15 protein-coding genes and 1 tRNA gene are annotated in these 16,904 nt (G+C 54.2%); 12 read left to right on the top strand and 4 right to left on the bottom strand.

What is annotated here, in order from left to right; all coding sequences use genetic code 11:
- Window positions 1–20 precede the first annotated feature (20 nt).
- Genes MWU61_RS14125 through MWU61_RS14115 form a run of 3 tightly spaced genes read left to right on the top strand, consistent with a single transcriptional unit; the run spans window position 21 to window position 1,450 of the window.
- The gene (locus tag MWU61_RS14125; RefSeq protein ID WP_247129030.1) at window positions 21–608 is read left to right on the top strand and encodes an RNA polymerase sigma factor; all 588 of its coding nucleotides are present in this window, start codon (window positions 21–23) and stop codon (window positions 606–608) included.
- Window positions 601–951 (top strand): hypothetical protein, encoded by a 351-nt coding sequence (locus MWU61_RS14120; RefSeq protein ID WP_247129029.1) that lies wholly within the window; start codon window positions 601–603, stop codon window positions 949–951. Before MWU61_RS14125 ends, MWU61_RS14120 begins: the two co-directional genes overlap by 8 nt.
- The gene (locus MWU61_RS14115; RefSeq protein ID WP_247129169.1) at window positions 935–1,450 is read left to right on the top strand and encodes a periplasmic heavy metal sensor; all 516 of its coding nucleotides are present in this window, start codon (window positions 935–937) and stop codon (window positions 1,448–1,450) included. The genes MWU61_RS14120 and MWU61_RS14115 overlap by 17 nt, the downstream gene beginning before the upstream one ends.
- Here the strand turns inward: MWU61_RS14115 and MWU61_RS19790 are convergent.
- Window positions 1,439–2,830 (bottom strand): diguanylate cyclase, encoded by a 1,392-nt coding sequence (locus MWU61_RS19790; RefSeq protein WP_281502125.1) that lies wholly within the window; start codon window positions 2,828–2,830, stop codon window positions 1,439–1,441. The genes MWU61_RS14115 and MWU61_RS19790 overlap by 12 nt on opposite strands.
- A 98-nt stretch (window positions 2,831–2,928) precedes the next feature.
- Between MWU61_RS19790 and MWU61_RS14105 the strand changes: the two genes are divergently transcribed.
- Together MWU61_RS14105 and MWU61_RS14100 are read left to right on the top strand one after the other, a co-directional pair.
- The gene (locus tag MWU61_RS14105) at window positions 2,929–3,207 is read left to right on the top strand and encodes a DUF3572 domain-containing protein (RefSeq protein WP_247129028.1); all 279 of its coding nucleotides are present in this window, start codon (window positions 2,929–2,931) and stop codon (window positions 3,205–3,207) included.
- Entirely contained in the window at window positions 3,198–3,905 is a 708-nt protein-coding gene (locus MWU61_RS14100) for an HAD family hydrolase (RefSeq protein ID WP_247129027.1), read from the top strand. The genes MWU61_RS14105 and MWU61_RS14100 overlap by 10 nt, the downstream gene beginning before the upstream one ends.
- Here MWU61_RS14100 and MWU61_RS14095 read toward each other — a convergent pair whose 3' ends face one another.
- Both MWU61_RS14095 and MWU61_RS14090 read right to left on the bottom strand, forming a co-directional pair.
- Window positions 3,906–4,955, bottom strand: coding sequence for a quinone-dependent dihydroorotate dehydrogenase (locus tag MWU61_RS14095; protein ID WP_247129026.1), 1,050 nt, complete (start codon window positions 4,953–4,955; stop codon window positions 3,906–3,908).
- Window positions 4,952–5,284, bottom strand: a complete 333-nt coding sequence (locus MWU61_RS14090) for a DUF952 domain-containing protein (protein WP_247129025.1) — start codon at window positions 5,282–5,284, stop codon at window positions 4,952–4,954. The genes MWU61_RS14095 and MWU61_RS14090 overlap by 4 nt, the downstream gene beginning before the upstream one ends.
- Window positions 5,285–5,434: 150 nt before the next feature.
- On the opposite strand from MWU61_RS14090, the gene MWU61_RS14085 reads away from it, so the two are divergent.
- On the top strand, window positions 5,435–6,997 hold the full coding sequence (locus MWU61_RS14085; RefSeq protein ID WP_247129024.1) for a bifunctional UDP-sugar hydrolase/5'-nucleotidase: 1,563 nt from the start codon (window positions 5,435–5,437) through the stop codon (window positions 6,995–6,997).
- A gap of 114 nt (window positions 6,998–7,111) precedes the next feature.
- Window positions 7,112–7,774, top strand: a complete 663-nt coding sequence (locus MWU61_RS14080) for an SOS response-associated peptidase (protein ID WP_247129023.1) — start codon at window positions 7,112–7,114, stop codon at window positions 7,772–7,774.
- Here MWU61_RS14080 and MWU61_RS14075 read toward each other — a convergent pair.
- Window positions 7,771–8,130: a hypothetical protein gene (locus tag MWU61_RS14075; protein WP_247129022.1), complete on the bottom strand. Its 360-nt coding sequence runs from the start codon at window positions 8,128–8,130 to the stop codon at window positions 7,771–7,773. The two genes, MWU61_RS14080 and MWU61_RS14075, sit on opposite strands and share 4 nt — an antisense overlap.
- Before the next feature lie 131 nt (window positions 8,131–8,261).
- Between MWU61_RS14075 and MWU61_RS14070 the strand changes: the two genes are divergently transcribed.
- From MWU61_RS14070 to MWU61_RS14050, 5 genes are all read left to right on the top strand, one after another.
- Window positions 8,262–8,335, top strand: a tRNA-Gly gene (locus MWU61_RS14070).
- Window positions 8,336–8,423: 88 nt separating this feature from the next.
- The gene (locus tag MWU61_RS14065) at window positions 8,424–10,217 is read left to right on the top strand and encodes an ABC transporter transmembrane domain-containing protein (protein ID WP_247129021.1); all 1,794 of its coding nucleotides are present in this window, start codon (window positions 8,424–8,426) and stop codon (window positions 10,215–10,217) included.
- Window positions 10,218–10,332: 115 nt separating this feature from the next.
- Window positions 10,333–12,267, top strand: coding sequence for an acyl-CoA synthetase (locus MWU61_RS14060; protein WP_247129020.1), 1,935 nt, complete (start codon window positions 10,333–10,335; stop codon window positions 12,265–12,267).
- Between the two features lie 144 nt (window positions 12,268–12,411).
- Complete coding sequence (locus MWU61_RS14055) at window positions 12,412–12,843, top strand: hypothetical protein (RefSeq protein ID WP_247129019.1); 432 nt, start codon at window positions 12,412–12,414, stop codon at window positions 12,841–12,843.
- Between the two features lie 254 nt (window positions 12,844–13,097).
- A complete protein-coding gene (locus tag MWU61_RS14050) occupies window positions 13,098–16,505 on the top strand; it encodes an ExeM/NucH family extracellular endonuclease (RefSeq protein WP_247129018.1) in 3,408 nt (1,135 codons plus the stop codon).
- The last annotated feature ends 399 nt before the right edge of the window (window positions 16,506–16,904 follow it).

Genomic DNA, 16,904 nt, shown 5'->3' with positions numbered 1-16,904 from the left:
ATGATGTGGCCTCACACCTGATGACAGACACGATCGATCCCTCGATGCCAGATGCGGCATTGCTTGCGGCTTATGCGGCAGGCGATTCCGGTGCGGCGCAGGCCCTAGCGTCCCGGCTGTTGCCGGGGGTTTTAGGGCAGGCCACGCGCATGTTGTCTGATCGGATGGAAGCCGAAGACGTTGCCCAAGAGGCGATGATGCGACTTTGGAAAATCGCGCCAGATTGGCGTGATGGCGAAGCGCAGATTTCGACTTGGTTGCACCGTGTGGCGGCCAATCTTTGCACGGATCGCCTGCGTAAAAGGAATAGAGGCGCGTCCGTCGGGATGGATCAGATCGCAGAACCGGCTGATCCAACACCGGGTGTGGCCGATCAATTACAAACCACCGCGCGGATGGCTGCCTTATCCGACGCGATGGCGCAATTGCCGGAACGACAAGCGCAAGCCGTGTCATTGCGGCATCTCGAAGGGCTCGCGAACCCTGAAATCGCGCAGATCATGGACATTAGCGTGCGGTCCGTGGAAAGTTTAACTGCACGTGGAAAGCGGGCCCTTGCTAGTCTTTTGGCAGGACGCCGCGCAACACTGGGGTACGACGATGACTGATCAGAATCAGACCGAACTTGATGATTTGCTCGGACAAACGGCGCAGATCAAACCGACCGTTCCCTCAGATTTGATGGCAAGGGTCTTGATCGATGCTGCGCAAGTACAACCGCGCAATATTGCCCCCTCGCAGCAAACGCTTTGGGGCGCAGTTCTTGATATGATCGGCGGCTGGCCAGCAATCGGTGGGATCGCCATGGCTGGCGTCGCTGGGCTGTGGATCGGTGTTGCGCCACCTGTTGGTCTGGAAAATATGGCGACGACCGTGCTGGGTTCAACGCAAACTGTCGATTTGTTCGGCGGCGATATGTTGGGTAGCTTCAGTGATGGAGTGGATGGGTAAGATGCAGCAACAGGCGAAACCACGTCGCGTTTGGCGCATCGTTCTTGTGATGTCGCTGGCGGTAAACCTACTGATGGTTGGGTTGATTGGTGGCGCGTTCTTGCGGAGCGGCGTGTCGCCGCCCGGTGCATTCGACGTGCGACTAGGCGCATTTGCCGCTGCTCTTTCGCCGAAAGATCGGCGCGAGATCGGGGATCAGTTGCGGCGCGGTGACGGCAAGCTTGGGCAATCGCGCGCGGAACGCCGCAAAGCCTTTGAAGACTTGATCTTGGTGCTCGAGAGCCGGCCATTCGATCCAGAGGCATTGTCGCGCATTTTTCAAAGCCAGCAGGAACGCCAATTTGAACTTCAGGGCAAGGCACTGGCAGCGTTCGTCGTGCGCGTATCTGAAATGACTTTCGAAGAACGTACTGCCTTCGCAGGGCGCCTGCGTGAAAGCAGTGAACGCCGCGGAAATCGCGATGATCGGCGATCGCCGCCGCCTAACTCAGGCGGCTGAGTGGGTTAGCGAAACGCGGTCGCGGCCGGATGACTTTGCAACATACAGCGCACCGTCGGCTTGGTGACACATGTCGTCCGCTCCTATGATGTCGGTGCTTTCGACGCCGCCGACGGCGACGCCGACTGAAATGGTAACGCGCAATGGGTGCCTATTCGCCCCGACGCTGAAGTGTTTTTGATTGACCAAGCGACACAGACGGTTTGCGGCAGTCTGCGCTTGTTCTGGCGTGCTATGGGGAAGTGCGACCAGAAATTCTTCGCCGCCGACGCGCGCAATCAAATCAATTGCGCGTAGGTTGTTGCGCAAACGATCGGCAAGTTCGACTAGTACGGCGTCACCTGCCGCGTGCCCGTGTGTGTCATTGATGGCTTTGAAGTGATCGATATCGATCATCATCACTGCAAATTCCTGTCCTGTTTTTTTCGACTGCTTGGCAATTTCAGTCAGGTAAGGGGTCGCATACCTGCGGTTGTACAGGCCAGTTAACGGATCGGTGACCGCCGCTTTAAGTCCATCCCGAACGGTGGTGCGCAATTGTTCCTGTTGCCGCTTGCGTCGGGCCAGCGCGACACACCGAATGCCCAATTCATCAGACGCAACACTTGTTGTGATGACATCGTCCGCGCCAAGATCCAACGCCATAGCGGCTGTTTCGACGGCATCGGATGATAAGCTAACAAGTTGGGAAATATGGCGTGTTTGATCACGTGATCGCAAGTCTGCAACAAGACGGAACAAGTCCTCGCGCGGGTTGCGCATGGTCGTACTGTCAATGACGAACAAGTCTGGGCTCTGTGAGATTGCGGTCGTTCTTAGAACTTCATCAATGCCAAGGACCGTCACGCCCAACGAATTGATGCGGTTAAGGCGCGCTGTCAAACCTGTGCTGAGCACGGGGTTTGCGGTAAGCAATGTGATACGTGGTGGGCGTTCGAAACCTGCGACAACCTCTTCAAAGCCCAATGCGCGTTGTGTCCCTTCGCGCATCCAAAGTTCTGCAGGCGTGTGCCGCTTTCGTAGTAAACTGCGGATACGTGCGTGCAGCAATGCATCGTTAATTGGGCTGGGCAGAATATCATCTGCGCCTGCGTCCAGCGCCGCAAATCTGGCACGTGCGGTGTCGGCAATGCCTGTCCCGACAATGGAAATATCGGAAGTATCAGGGCAACTTTTCAGCGCCCGACAAAAAGCGTGGTGATCTTCGACATGATCAGCAAGATTGATGACAATCAGATCCGGGCGTTGTTCGATAAATGATGCTTTGGCTTCATCTTGGGTTGCGCATGCGACAACATCATATTGCGCCGAAAGAAGTTTCACTTTCATCACGATACGATTAGTCGCGACCGTATCGATAATCAGTATTCTACCTGACATCGTATTTCCTTTATCAAGGGCTTGTTCCACCCGGCCCCTGCGGTCAATTTGATGCGGAATAGTTAAAATATTGTTGCCAACAAAAGTGAGCACCGAAAATGAGCCCAGACACCGCAGAAACGATTGCTTTACAGGCGCTTGGGTGGCTTGTCGGGAACGAGGACCTTTGCCCCACGTTTCTGGGTGCGACAGGAAGCTCTGTCGAAGACCTAAAGGCGCGGGCAACGGATCCAGCCTTTCAAGCTTCGGTTCTTGAATTCATAACGATGGATGATTCTTGGGTCATGGCGTTCTGTGACACGATCAATTTGCCTTATGATCAACCCCTTATGGCACGATATGCTTTACCAGGCGCGGAGGCCGTCCATTGGACCTGAACGTAGCTGGCATCATTTTTGACAAGGACGGCACCCTTTTTGACTTTAATAAAACGTGGGGCGCGATCACGAAGACATTAATCGAAAATGAATGTGCCCATGATCTTTCGCAGACGCCTGTATTGGCCGATGCACTAGGGTTCGATCACGCAAATGCTGTTTTCCGCCCCGGAAGCATCGTGATTGCATCGACAGCAGAAACCGTGGCCGAAGCAATCCTTCCGTTCACGTTGGATCAGGACAAAGACGCTTTGATCGACCGGATGACGCAGGCAACGTCGGACACGCCTCAGGTGCAAGTGACTGACCTGCAATATCTATTCTCTGATCTGCGTCGCCGCGACTTGAAGCTAGGAATCGTGACCAACGACGGTGAAGCACCCGCGCGGGCAAATCTTGCTCAGGCAAATGTAACGGACTTTTTCGGGTTCATTGCTGGGTATGATAGCGGCTTTGGGGAAAAACCCGCACCTGGGCAGCTATTGGCGTTTTGCGAACATGAAAATCTAAAGCCCGCCGAATGTGTGATGGTCGGTGACAGTTTGCACGATCTGCACGCTGGTCGCGCTGCAGGCATGCGAACCGTTGGGGTTTTGACTGGGCCCGCGCTGCACGCGGAGCTGTCTCCGTTTGCGGATATCGTGCTCGATTCTATCGCAGACCTACCGAATTGGTTGGACCAGCTGCGTAACGCCTAATTAGGTCCAGTCTGCGCGCCCGGCACCCACGGCATCGATAACATGCGCAAATCCATCACGTTCCAAAAGCGCGTCAAGACCACGAGTGATGTCGTCGACTAGGGAAATCCCGCCATAAACCAAAGCGGTGTATAGCTGCACGGCACAAGCACCGGCCCTGATCTTTTGATAGGCTTGTTCAGCCGAACCAATACCGCCGACACCGATGATGGGCAGAGGGGTCAGACCGCTTAACTGAGCAAGAACGCGCGTGGACTTTTCGAACAAGGGCTGACCGGAAAGCCCGCCTTTTTCGCCTTTGCTTGCACTTTTCAGGCCATCGCGATCCAAAGTGGTGTTCGTAGCGATAATCGCGGAAAGCTGCGCATCGGTCGCAACGTCGGCTACGTCTGCGATATCACCGGGCGTCAAATCGGGCGCGATCTTTAGGAAAATCGGCACGCGTCGTTCGAGTTTGTCGTTCGCCTCCATGACGCCATTTAGAAGCGCGGAAAGGGCTGCTTTACCTTGCAGGTCGCGTAGCTTTTCGGTGTTTGGCGACGATACATTCACAGTCGCAAAATCCAAATGTGGACCGCAATGGGTCAGAACGCGCGCGAAATCAGCGGCGCGGTCGTCGCTGTCCTTATTCGCGCCAAGGTTGAGACCGATGATGCCATCAGGGCGAGCGGCCAAACGCGGCTCAATCGCGTACATGCCTTCGTTATTAAATCCAAAGCGGTTGATCGCAGCCTGATCTTCGGTCAGCCGGAACAAGCGCGGCTTGGGATTGCCTGGTTGCGCGCGCGGCGTGGCGGCACCGACTTCGAGAAAACCAAAACCCGCACGGGATAGCGCGTGCAAAGCGGTCGCATTTTTGTCGAATCCTGCGGCAAGCCCGACCGGATTGGGTAATTCCAAGCCAGCCAGCGACGTCTTCAAGCGGTCTGATGAAAATGGACCCGACCGTGGCCCCAGTCCTGTGTTCAATGCGGCGATGGCAGCGCCATGCGCTATTTCAGGATCAAGTTTATGGAGCGCCTTGAGGCCGTATTCTTCGAGTATTTTCATGGCTCTGCCGGAAATTGATGGACGCTGTCGATGATTGGAAGCGGCTTGTGCCACACCACGTCATCCAACGTCAGTTTGCGGAAAAGATGTGGGAACAATGCGCCGCCACGTGATGCTTCCCACTTGAGATCGCGCATACCTTCGGCCTCCACCGCGACAAGGACCAGATCAGCCTCGTCCGCAAAGTAGAGAGCGGCAGTTTTGGCGACTGTGTCTGCCCCCGAAAAGTGGACAAATCCATCAGCAACATCAATTGGTGCGCCGGACGTTTCGCCATTCTTCACAAGGTCCGCCCACTCGGGGCCCCGAAATATTTTGTAAATCAGCATGAAGGTCATTTGGCGCTTTGCACGCAAATGGTCAAGGTGATCAAATGTTACGCATCAGTCATAACTTGACCCTAGGGGAGGGTGAGGCGGTGTTTGACTCTGGCTAAAGGCGGGGTCACGATGCTGTTAATTCAACTTGGGGGACCCAAAATGCTTTCACGTATCCTGACATCAACATGCGCATTGGCGCTTACTGCTGGTGCAGCATCTGCAGACTATTCGCTGCATGTAATCCACATCAACGATCTTCACAGCCGGATTGAACCAATCAGCAAATACGATTCGACTTGCGGTGCGGAAGACAACGCAGCGGGTGAATGTTTTGGTGGCGTGGCCCGCGTTAAGACAATGATCGACCAACTGCGCGGTGAACTGGCCGATCAGAACGTGATCGTTCTGGACGCTGGCGACCAGTACCAAGGTTCACTGATGTACACGACGTACAAGGGCGACGTTGAGATCGAATTCATGAACAACATCGGTTTTGACGTGATGGCCGTCGGAAACCACGAATTCGATGACGGTGACGAAGGTCTAGCGAAGCTGGCCGATGGCGTTGATTTCCCCGTCATCTCGGGCAACATCGACGTCAGCGCGTCCAACGTTTTGGCGGGTAAAGTCAGCGATCATGTGATCCTTGAAGTAGGTGGTCAGAAGATCGGCATCATCTCGGCGCTTGCATCTGACACGGCAGAAACATCTTCACCGTCTGACGCGGTTGTTTTCTCGGACGAGATTGAAAGCCTGCAGGCTGACGCAGATGCACTGGCCGCTGAAGGCGTCGATATTATCATTGCGCTGAACCACGTTGGCGCAAAGGGTGACATGGCAATTGCTGAAGCTGTGACAGGCATCGACGCCGTTGTTGGCGGCCACTCACACACGCTGTTCTCGAACACCGAAGAAGGCGCGATGGCGTACCCAACAATGGTTGGTAATGTGCCTGTCGTACAAGCCTACGCATATTCGAAATACGTTGGTCACCTAGAGCTGACCTTTGATGACGAAGGCAACGTGACTGGCGCAACCGGCGACACGATCTTGTTGGATGCATCTGTTGCTGAAGACAAAGCGATTGTCGCACGCGTTGCCGAATTGGCTGGCCCAATTGAGGAAATGAAAGTGCGCGTTGTTGCTGAAACTGCAGACGCGATCGAAGGGTCACGCGATGTTTGCCGTGCCATGGAATGTGCAATGGGTAACCTTGTTGCGGACGCCATGCTGGACCGCGTTGCGGGCCAAGGCGTTCAGGTTGCGATCCAAAATGGTGGTGGTTTGCGGTCCTCTATCGATGCGGGCGAAGTCACGATGGGCGAAGTCCTGTCTGTCCTGCCATTCCAGAACACGCTGTCTACGTTCGAAGTAACCGGTGAAACCATCGTTCTTGCACTGGAAAATGGTGTGAGCCAGATGGAAGAAGGCGCAGGCCGTTTCCCACAGGTTGCAGGCATGTCCTACACTGTTGATCCGGCAGCAGAGGCAGGTGCGCGTATTTCTGACGTAATGGTCGGCGGTGAGCCAATCGATCTGGCCGCAACATACGGCGCAGTCTCCAACAACTACGTGCGTAACGGCGGTGACGGCTATGCAATGTTTGAAGGGGCTGCAAATGCGTATGACTTCGGTCCGGACCTTGCGGATGTAACTGCTGAATATCTGGCTGAGAACGGCCCATACACGCCGTACACAGACGGTCGTATCACAGTAAAATAAACCCAGTTTTCTGGTAAACTTAGCGCGTCGCGGGCAACCGTGGCGCGCTTTTCTTTTGGCAGACCCTTTATGGAGACGTTACAGTAAGACGAACGAAACAGGGGGCGGTGCGACATGTGCGGGCGAATGGCGATTACTTTGCCGCATGAGGCGGTCGTCGAAATGTTTGGGGCAGTGCCGGCAAACGACCTGCCAGACACGCCAAATTACAACGTTTGTCCAACCGTCAACGTGCCTGTCGTTACATCGGACGATGGTGTGCGCCGCCTGCGCCCGATGCGGTGGGGCTTCATCCCTCATTGGTACAAAAAGCCGAACGGTGGCCCGCTATTGATCAACGCACGAGCAGAAACGATTGCGGAGAAACCCGCGTTTCGGGCTGCATGTCGCGAAAGGCGGTGCCTGCTTCCTGTAACCGGTTTTTATGAATGGTATCGCGACGGCGATGCCAAACCATTGCCGTGGTTTATCCAGCGTCAGGATGGAGAACCGCTTGTAATGGCTGGTATCTGGCAGGACTGGGAACAGGACGGGGCGGTGATTTCGACTTGCGCGATTGTCACGACTGGCGCGAACGAAGCGATGGCCCGTATTCACCACCGAATCCCGGTGATTCTGACAGCCGAAGATTGGCCGCTTTGGTTGGGCGAGGCGGGAAAAGGGGCGTCCAAAATCATGAAAAGCGCGCCCGAGGACGCGCTTTTGTTTCATCGTGTTGGAACTGAGGTCAACAGCAACCGCGCAGCAGGTGCGACGTTGCTGGATCCGATCGCTTAGGAATCAGGGGCAGAACCTGACGCGATGTTAAAGTAGTTGCCTGATTTGTACCCTGAACCGAACAGGTACGGCGTTTTGATCGTCCGACCATTAATTGTGGAAACGTTCAGGTACGCATGGTTGCCAACAGCAATCTCGTTGATCAGAATGGAACCACCAGTGGTGTCGACACCTACTGTGTAGCCTGTTTTGTTGACGAATTTGATACGTGTGGCTTCATCTGAGTATACGGTGTTCGGGAAATACCCTTTTTCGTAAACGTATACAGTGAAGTCCTGCGCGAGCGCTGCGGTGCCCGCAAACGCGGTCACGCTGGCAAGTGCCGCGGTTTTTAACAATGTTGACAGACGTGTCATGGCGCGAATCCCTTTAAGCATTACAATCCCCCGATCCGGGCCAGATATGACGGTGAAATCAGGCAAGAATGAGGCAACATTGAGACGGCTTGACGCTGTCGTTGCCTTGGCCTATCTGAACGTTACAGCGCGCGGGCGTTGTGTAATGGTAAGACCTCAGCCTTCCAAGCTGATGATACGGGTTCGATTCCCGTCGCCCGCTCCAAATTCCCTTATTTAACAGTTCATTTGGATCATCTTGTGATCTGGACAGCCTCCTATTATGTCGGGTGAAACAACGCCGGGACAGATTGATGGCTGACGCACCACCACCAAGCGACGAAGAACGAAAGTCATCCAAGGAAATCGGCGCATTGCGTCAATTGTGGCCGTTCATGAGACCGTATCGGGCCATGATGTTTGCCGCATTGGGCGCGTTAAGCTTAACGGCCTTGGTTTCGTTGATTCTACCTTTGGCCGTCCGTCGCGTGGTCGATAATTTTGAAGGTGCCGCGACCTCCATTCTTGACCAATACTTTGGCGCGGCCCTTTTGATCGCAGCGCTTTTGGCTGTCGGGACTGCGATGCGGTACTATCTTGTGACCCGCTTAGGGGAACGCGTTGTTGCTGACATTCGCAAAGCCGTCTTTGACCGTATGATCGGGATGTCGCCTGCGTTCTTCGAAAAAGTCATGACTGGTGAAGTCCTCAGCCGGATTACCACCGACACGACATTGATTCTTTCCGTGATCGGTTCGTCCGTGTCCGTTGCACTGCGTAACGTGCTGATCTTGCTTGGCGGTCTGGTGTTGTTGATGATCACGTCAGCTAAACTGACTGGCCTTGTGTTGTTGATCGTCCCTGCCATCGTGATTCCGATTGTTGTTTTGGGCCGCCGCTTGCGCAAGTTGAGCCGCGAAAACCAAGATTGGATCGCCGCCAGTTCCGGTAACGCGTCAGAGGCGCTTTTGTCTGTGCAAGCTGTCCAAGCGTTCACGCACGAAAAGATCAGTCGCAATCGTTTCGATGACATGACCGAGAAAAGCTTTGTGTCTGCGAAACAGCGCATCGGCACGCGGGCATGGATGACGATGATCGTGATATTCCTGATTTTCGCGGGCGTTGTTGGTGTTCTGTGGATTGGGGCTCGCGACGTGCGTGAAGGGCTGATGACCGTCGGCGAATTGGTGCAGTTTGTGATCTACGCCGTCATGGTCGCGGGGGCCGTTGGCGCCCTGACTGAAGTCTGGAGCGAATTGCAGCGCGCAGCAGGTGCGACCGAACGCTTGGTTGAATTGCTTGGCGCTGAAGACGCGGTCGCTGACCCCGAAAATGCGGTTGCCGTGCCTGACGTACAAAATGGCGCGATCACCTTTGACGACGTGATTTTCCGCTATCCAGGGCGTCCGACAGTGTCTGCCCTTGATGGAATCAATCTGACAGTCAAACCGGGTGAAACTGTTGCCTTGGTTGGGCCATCAGGTGCAGGCAAGACAACAATTATTCAGCTGATCCAGCGGTTCTATGATCCGTCCGAAGGGGCCATTTCCATTAATGGCGTCGACTTGCGTGACATGGATCGTGCCGCGTTCCGCCAACATATGGCGTTGGTGCCGCAAGATCCGGTGATCTTCGCGGATACAGCTCGCGAGAACATCAGGTTTGGTCGCCCGACTGCGACGGACGGCGAAGTCGAAATGGCTGCAAAATCCGCCGCTGCGCATGACTTCCTGACCGCTTTGCCGGATGGCTATGACAGCTATGTCGGTGAACGTGGTGTCATGTTGTCAGGTGGACAAAAGCAACGCATCGCAATAGCGCGTGCGATTCTACGGGATGCGCCGATCTTATTGTTGGACGAAGCGACGTCAGCTTTGGATGCGGAAAGCGAACGGGCGGTGCAGGCGGCTGTTGATGATCTTGCCAGAACACGGACGACATTGATCGTAGCGCATCGGTTGGCCACCGTGAAAAAGGCGGATCGTATTGTTGTGTTCGACGCAGGCAAGATCGTCGCGGAAGGCACACATGACGCATTGGTTGCGCAAGACGGGCTATATGCCCGCTTGGCAAGGTTGCAATTTACTGCGGGTGCCGTTGCGGAATAATTGCCCGCAACGCCGCGTTAGACTTGCACGAAAACCACAAAGACCACATCCTGTACGGCAGGGAGGCCCGCAGCGTCATAAGCTATGGGTAAAAAATAACGGGAGGAAACCTGGAATGCCTTATGCAAACATGGCAGACCGCAATGCAATTGTGGATGAAATGCCGTGGGAAGACAGGGATTTACCTGTCACAACGTTCGGTCAATTGTCGAAGACCGCAGCGGCTTTTCCCAATAGACCTGCTGTCACATTCCAGATGTTTTCGGACCCCGGTGCGCCGGCTGAGACGCTGTCTTGGTCCGAATTGCAGGCGCAAGTCGCGCAATCCGCCAATATGTTCCGTGATCTCGGCGTTGGTGAAACCGATGTTGTCGCATATCTTTTGCCAAACACATCCGAAACAATTCTGACATATCTTGGCGGGCAGGTTGCGGGCATCGTGAACCCAATCAACCCGCTGCTTGAGGCTGAACAGATTGCGGCGATCTTGCGCGAAACCGGTGCGAAGGTGCTTGTGACGCTCAAGGCATTCCCGAAAACGGATGTGGCCCAAAAAGCGGCAGAAGCTGTCGCAATGGCGCCGAATGTGAAAGCGGTCGTTGAAGTCGACCTGCTGCGCTACCTGACCGGATTGAAAAAGTTTATCGTGCCTTGGATTCGTCCAAAGTTCGAAGTCAAACATTCCGCCAAAGTTGTTGATTTCCGTAAGGAAATGGCAAAGCACGGCCGCGAATTGGCATTTGCCGATAGCACCGAAGATCGTGTCGCGGCCTATTTCCACACGGGCGGTACAACGGGCATGCCAAAAGTTGCCCAACACCGCTATTCCGGCATTGTTTACAATGCTTGGTTGGGTGCGCGTTTGTTGTTCACTGAAAAAGACGTGCAGATTTGCCCGCTGCCGATGTTCCATGTGTTTGCGGCTATCGTGTCGCTCGGTGCGTCGTTGGGATCAGGGGCGCATGTCGTTTTCCCAACACCGCAAGGCTACCGTGGTGACGGGGTATTTGATAACTTCTGGAAGCTGATCGAGCGCCACAAAGTGACGTTTATGATCACCGTGCCAACGGCATTGTCCGCGTTGATGCAACGTCCTGTTGGCGACGCTGACATCTCGACATTGCGGATTGCATTCTGCGGGTCGTCACCGTTGCCGCTCGAACTTTACAAGCGGTTCGAAAAAGTCGTGAATGACGCGACCAAAGACAAACCCGGCGAATTGTCGATTTGCGAAGGTTACGGTCTGACCGAAGCGACATGTTTGGTTTCTATCAACCCGCCTGACGGTGAAAAGCGTGTCGGGTCAATTGGTTTGCCATTCCCGTATACCGATGTGCGTATCGTATCTGTTGCGACCCAGCTTGACTGTGGTGTTGATGAAATTGGCGAAATCTGTGTTGCGTCGCCGGGGGTTTATGATGGCAAAACCTACACAGAAGCGGACAAGAACAAAGACTTGTTTTATCCGGGTTCTGAAAATCCGGCCCATGAGAATGTGCAATACCTGCGCACAGGCGATTTGGGGCGCATTGATGAAGACGGGTATCTTTGGATCACGGGTCGCGCAAAGGATCTGATCATTCGTGGCGGTCACAACATTGACCCGGCCGAAATCGAAGAAGCATTGGCAGGTCACGAAGCGGTCGCATTTGCTGGCGCAATTGGTCAACCAGATGCCCACGCCGGTGAAGTACCTTGTGCCTTTGTTGAGTTGGTCGATGGCGCAACCATCACAACCGAAGAACTGATGGCTTACGCAAACGAACACATCCACGAACGTGCGGCGCACCCAAAGCATTTGGAAATCATGGATGAGCTGCCGAAAACGGCCGTTGGTAAAATCTTTAAGCCGGACCTGCGGAAACGGGCGATCACACGCATCTTGAACCAAGCATTGGCCAAAGCGGATGTCGCAGCGAAAGTTGATAGCGTCGTTGAAGACAAGAAGCGTGGTTTGGTAGCGCAGCTTGCAAAAACCGGCACTGTCACAGACGAAGATGTTCTTAAGGCGCTGGGATCATTTACGAACCCTTGGGCTTGGGCTGAATAAACGTCTACAGAGAAAAAGGAACGCGGCCCCAAATGCGGGCCGCGTTTTGCGTTTGGCGAGACGCCGCGCGTGCGCGAAACTTCCCCCTGACAAATTGTCTGCGGCCGATCATGTTAGTGTTCAAACAGCTACGATAGGTTTTTGATGCTCAAGAAAATGATATTGCTCAGCGTTGTGTTGCTGTCGGCGTGCAATGATCGCCGTCCTTTGCCGACAACGGGAACCTATATCATTCGCAATGATGGCGGCGGCCAATTGATCAGCGCCGAAACAGATCGTGCTGTTCTCAAACTTTGGGGTGGTCCGGTGCGGATCGAAGGGTACTGCAATTCGGCCTGTCTCATGTTTACGACGCTATCGAATGCGTGCCTTGCGCCGGGGCTGAAGCTTGGCTTTCACGGGGCGAACGTGAACGTTGGATTTGTCGGAAACCCGCAAATTACCAAGTACTTGCGCAACGGTGTGCAGCGCAAATTTGTGGACGAATGGCAGCACATACCTTTTACCGAAATCCACCGGATTACCGCCGAGGAATACGTGCAACTTGATCCTGAGGCAAAAATTTGCGCGAACTGACCGAGGCAGGGCAGTTTGGTCTAGGTTGACGTTAGGTTCTGGGCGTTTCCATGAAAATACGTTGCTTTTGTTAACCACTTCCAGTTGCATGTCTGTGTTGTGGGAGGGCGCAACGCGAAACCGAAAACCTATGCGACAGTTCTGCTTTTGCTGCTTCGAATAGTTTTTGTCATTCAGCTGTCACGAACATCTCCCACTTTGCATATTGAAAAGCGGTTTGAATTCGAGCCGCTACATCTTTGGAGAGAAACGACATGTCCATGGTATTAACAGGTGTTTTTGATGGCCCGCTCAGTGGGGGACTCCCGAAGGGTGTCGAGGTTTATGTGACGGCCGACATTGCTGATCTGTCTGCCTATAGCATCGGTTTTGCCAACAATGGTGGCGGAACAGATGGCGAAGAATTCACATTCCCTGCCTTTGCGGCCGCTGCGGGCACGTATTTGTATATCGCAAGCGAAGCGCCTGGTTTCGAAAGCTTCATGGGATTCGCGCCCGACTACACAACGGGTTTTGCCGCAATCAACGGCGATGATGCAGTTGAGTTGTTTGAAAACGGAACGGTCATCGACACCTTTGGTGAATTGGATGTCGACGGAAATGGGACCGCTTGGGAATATCTTGACGGCTGGGCCGCGCGCAATCCAGGCACTGCTGCCAATCCGACGTTTGATATCAATAACTGGTCATTCTCAGGGCCCAATGCGTGGGATGGTGAAACGACGAACGCAGGTGCCGCCACTGGGTTTGCCACGGGGTCTTACGATACGGTGACGCCGCCAACGCCAACTGCGACATTTGTCATCAATGAAATTGACGCCGATCAGACAAGCACCGACAGCGCGGAGTTTATCGAAATTTATGATGGTGGCGTTGGAAACGCGTCTTTGGATGGTCTGTCCCTGGTGCTGTTTAACGGGAACGGCGACGCGGCTTACAATACGATTTCACTCGATGGTTTGACGACGAACGCTGAGGGATACTTTGTCATTGGTTCTGAAGATGTGCCGAACGTGGATTTGGTCGCCTTCACATCGAATGGCATTCAGAACGGGGCCGATGCGGCAGCGCTTTACACAGGCACACCACCTGCAACCGCGACGACTGAAAATCTGGTTGATGCGATTGTCTATGGCACGTCTGATGCTGATGACACGGGCCTTTTGACGGGGCTTGGCCAGACTGTGCAATATGATGAAAACGCGAACGGCGCAAAAGATACCGAAGTTCTAGCGCGTGATCCTGATGGTAGCGGTGCATTCACTGCACAGGCTGCAACGCCGGGTACGTCTAACTTCATCGCACCGCCTGCAGTTATTACCTTGATTTCTGAAATTCAGGGCAGCGGCGGCACGCAAGACATGGCCGTTGTTGGCGTGGATGATCGTAGTGCGCTGGTCGGTCAAACTGTCACTGTATCCGCCATTGTGACCGCCGATTTCCAAGACGGTTTGCTCGGCGCTCAGGGTGATATGAACGGGTTCTATATCCAAGAGGAAGAAGTTGACTACGACTTCAACGACCTGACATCCGAAGGCATCTTTATCTTCGACGGATCGAACCCGGATGTTGATGTGAACATTGGTGATCTTGTCGAAATCACCGGTACGGTCAGCGAATTCTTCGGCCAAACCCAGATTTCAGCGACTGACATTTCTGTCGTTGCCGTCGATCAAGTGGTCCCAGACGCCGTAGAGGTCACATTCCCAACCGCGAGCGTCATGGATGACGGAAGCGGCAACCTTGTCGCCAATCTAGAGGCCTACGAAGGTATGCTGGTGAATATCCAGCAGGACATGACGATTTCGGAAATGTTCAATCTTGATCGCTTTGGTCAGTACAACGTCACTTCAGATGGTCGGCTTGTTCAGTATTCCCAAGCGAACGATCCGGATGCAGCGGGCTACGCGCAGCATCTGAAAGATGTCGCTGCACGGACATTGGTGTTGGACGATGGCCAATCGGCCCAGAACCCTGAACAGATCAAAGTCATCGATGGCAACGACGGCATTCTGGATTCGTCCGATAACTTCCGCATGGGTGATACGCTGTCGTCGATCACTGGCGTGGTGAACTATTCGTTCAGCGAATTCCGCATCAATGCGGCCGAAGGCGAGTACACAGAGGTCAACACGCGCCCCGATACCCCAACAGAACTGGGTGGAAACTTTAAGGTCGCGAGCCTGAACGTGCTGAACTACTTCACCACAATCGACGAAACCGGCGTGACGACGGACATCGGTCTTGATCCACGTGGTGCTGACACGCCTGAAGAATTCGAACGTCAGGCCGAAAAGTTGGTCAATGCAATCGTCGCAATGGACGCCGATGTACTGGGTCTGATCGAGATCGAGAATGATTTCGCTGGCGATACCTTCGCAATCCAGGATCTTGTGGACCGTGTGAATGCCGAACTGGGCGACGAGGTTTATGCATTCGTTGACCCGGGTCAGGAATTTGTCGGCGGCGACGCGATTGCCAACGGCCTGATCTATAAAGTCGATAGTGTTGGCCTGAATGGTGACATGGCGATTTTGGAAACCTTCGACGGACGCAATTTCCTTGATCCCCTGAACGCAGGGCGTGACCTGAACCGCGCGGCCATCGCACAAACTTTTGAAGATCTGGACACAGGCGAAACGATCACGGTGTCTGTGAACCATCTGAAATCGAAAGGGTCGTTGTCAGGTTTGGCAGCGGACGAGGACCAAGGCGACGGTCAGGGCAACAACAACGCGACACGTTCAGAGGCCGCAGATATTCTGGCTGACTGGTTGGCAAGCGATCCAACAGGGCAGGGGGCTTCAAACTCCCTTATCTTGGGTGACCTGAACGCCTACGCGAAAGAAGATCCGCTGTCTGTCTTGTCTGACGCAGGCTATACGGACCTTGCCGCACAAGAACTCGGCGATGACGCTTATTCTTATGTTTTCGACGGTCAGATCGGGACGTTGGACTACGCACTTGCCAATGATGCACTTGCAGACAAAGTCGTCGGTGTCACCGAATGGCATGTGAATGCGGACGAAGCGGATGCCTTTGACTACAATCTGGACTTTGGCCGCGATCCCGCCTTGTTTGACGGGGACACGCCTGCGCGCAATTCAGACCATGACCCTGTTATTGTCAGCTTCCAGTTTGACCCTGTCTACAATCTGGTCGCAGGCACCAATAAGCGCGATGTCTTGATCGGCACCGAATGGCGCGATCAAATCGATGGCTTGCGCGGCAATGATTTCATCAAAGCACAAGCTGGCGACGACCTGATCACTGGTGGTGCTGGTAACGATAAGATCTTTGGCGGAACAGGTGCCGACGATATCGATGCGGGTACGGGCAATGACTTTGTATTTGCAGGGGAAGGTGATGACGTCATTCATGCAGGTGACGGGAAGCGTGACTTCATCTTTGGTGGGGACGGCGCGGACACGTTTGTGTTCTCGGAAGCCTTGGCCACTGACAACACCAAAGACCGGACGATGATCCTAGACTTTGATGTCAACGAAGATGTCATTGATCTCGGCGGTGCAGAGATCGGAAGCATTCGCGATGGCTTCTTTTCAGTGGACATCACGCTGGACGGCGGACGGGACAAGATCACGCTCTGGGGTGTTCACGACGCGGATGACATTGTCTTCCTCAACGAAATGGCGATCACCTAGGGCGCAGCCTTCTATAAAGCGACGTGTCACCCGAAAGGGTGGCACGATTCGACGGGCTAGGCATTTCACTGCCCGCGATTCTTCCCCGCCGCTGCCTGATTCAGATCGGATTCACGATTATTGCGCTAGGTGACTTCCGAAAATCGATATTTGTGGGAAATTCTAGCAGAAATGATACCGGCAGGATGCGAATACCCCCCCCCGCAACCTGCTAGAATGCCTAATTTTGCGGCAAAACGAGAAAACTGAACTTTTCTTCAAAAAACTGCTTGCGGCTCTCGGGAGGTAACACTAAAAGCCCCCTTACCGGAGACGCAGACAAGCAGACACGGTGCAGCGGACGGAACGAAGCGAAGACGCGGAGTTGCTGAAGTTGGGAAAATTCCGAAGGTACTGATG

Origin of the sequence: Loktanella sp. F6476L (assembly GCF_023015725.1) — a bacterium.
Classification (GTDB): Bacteria; Pseudomonadota; Alphaproteobacteria; order Rhodobacterales; family Rhodobacteraceae; genus Yoonia.
This window is presented reverse-complemented; position numbering and strand designations above follow the sequence as displayed.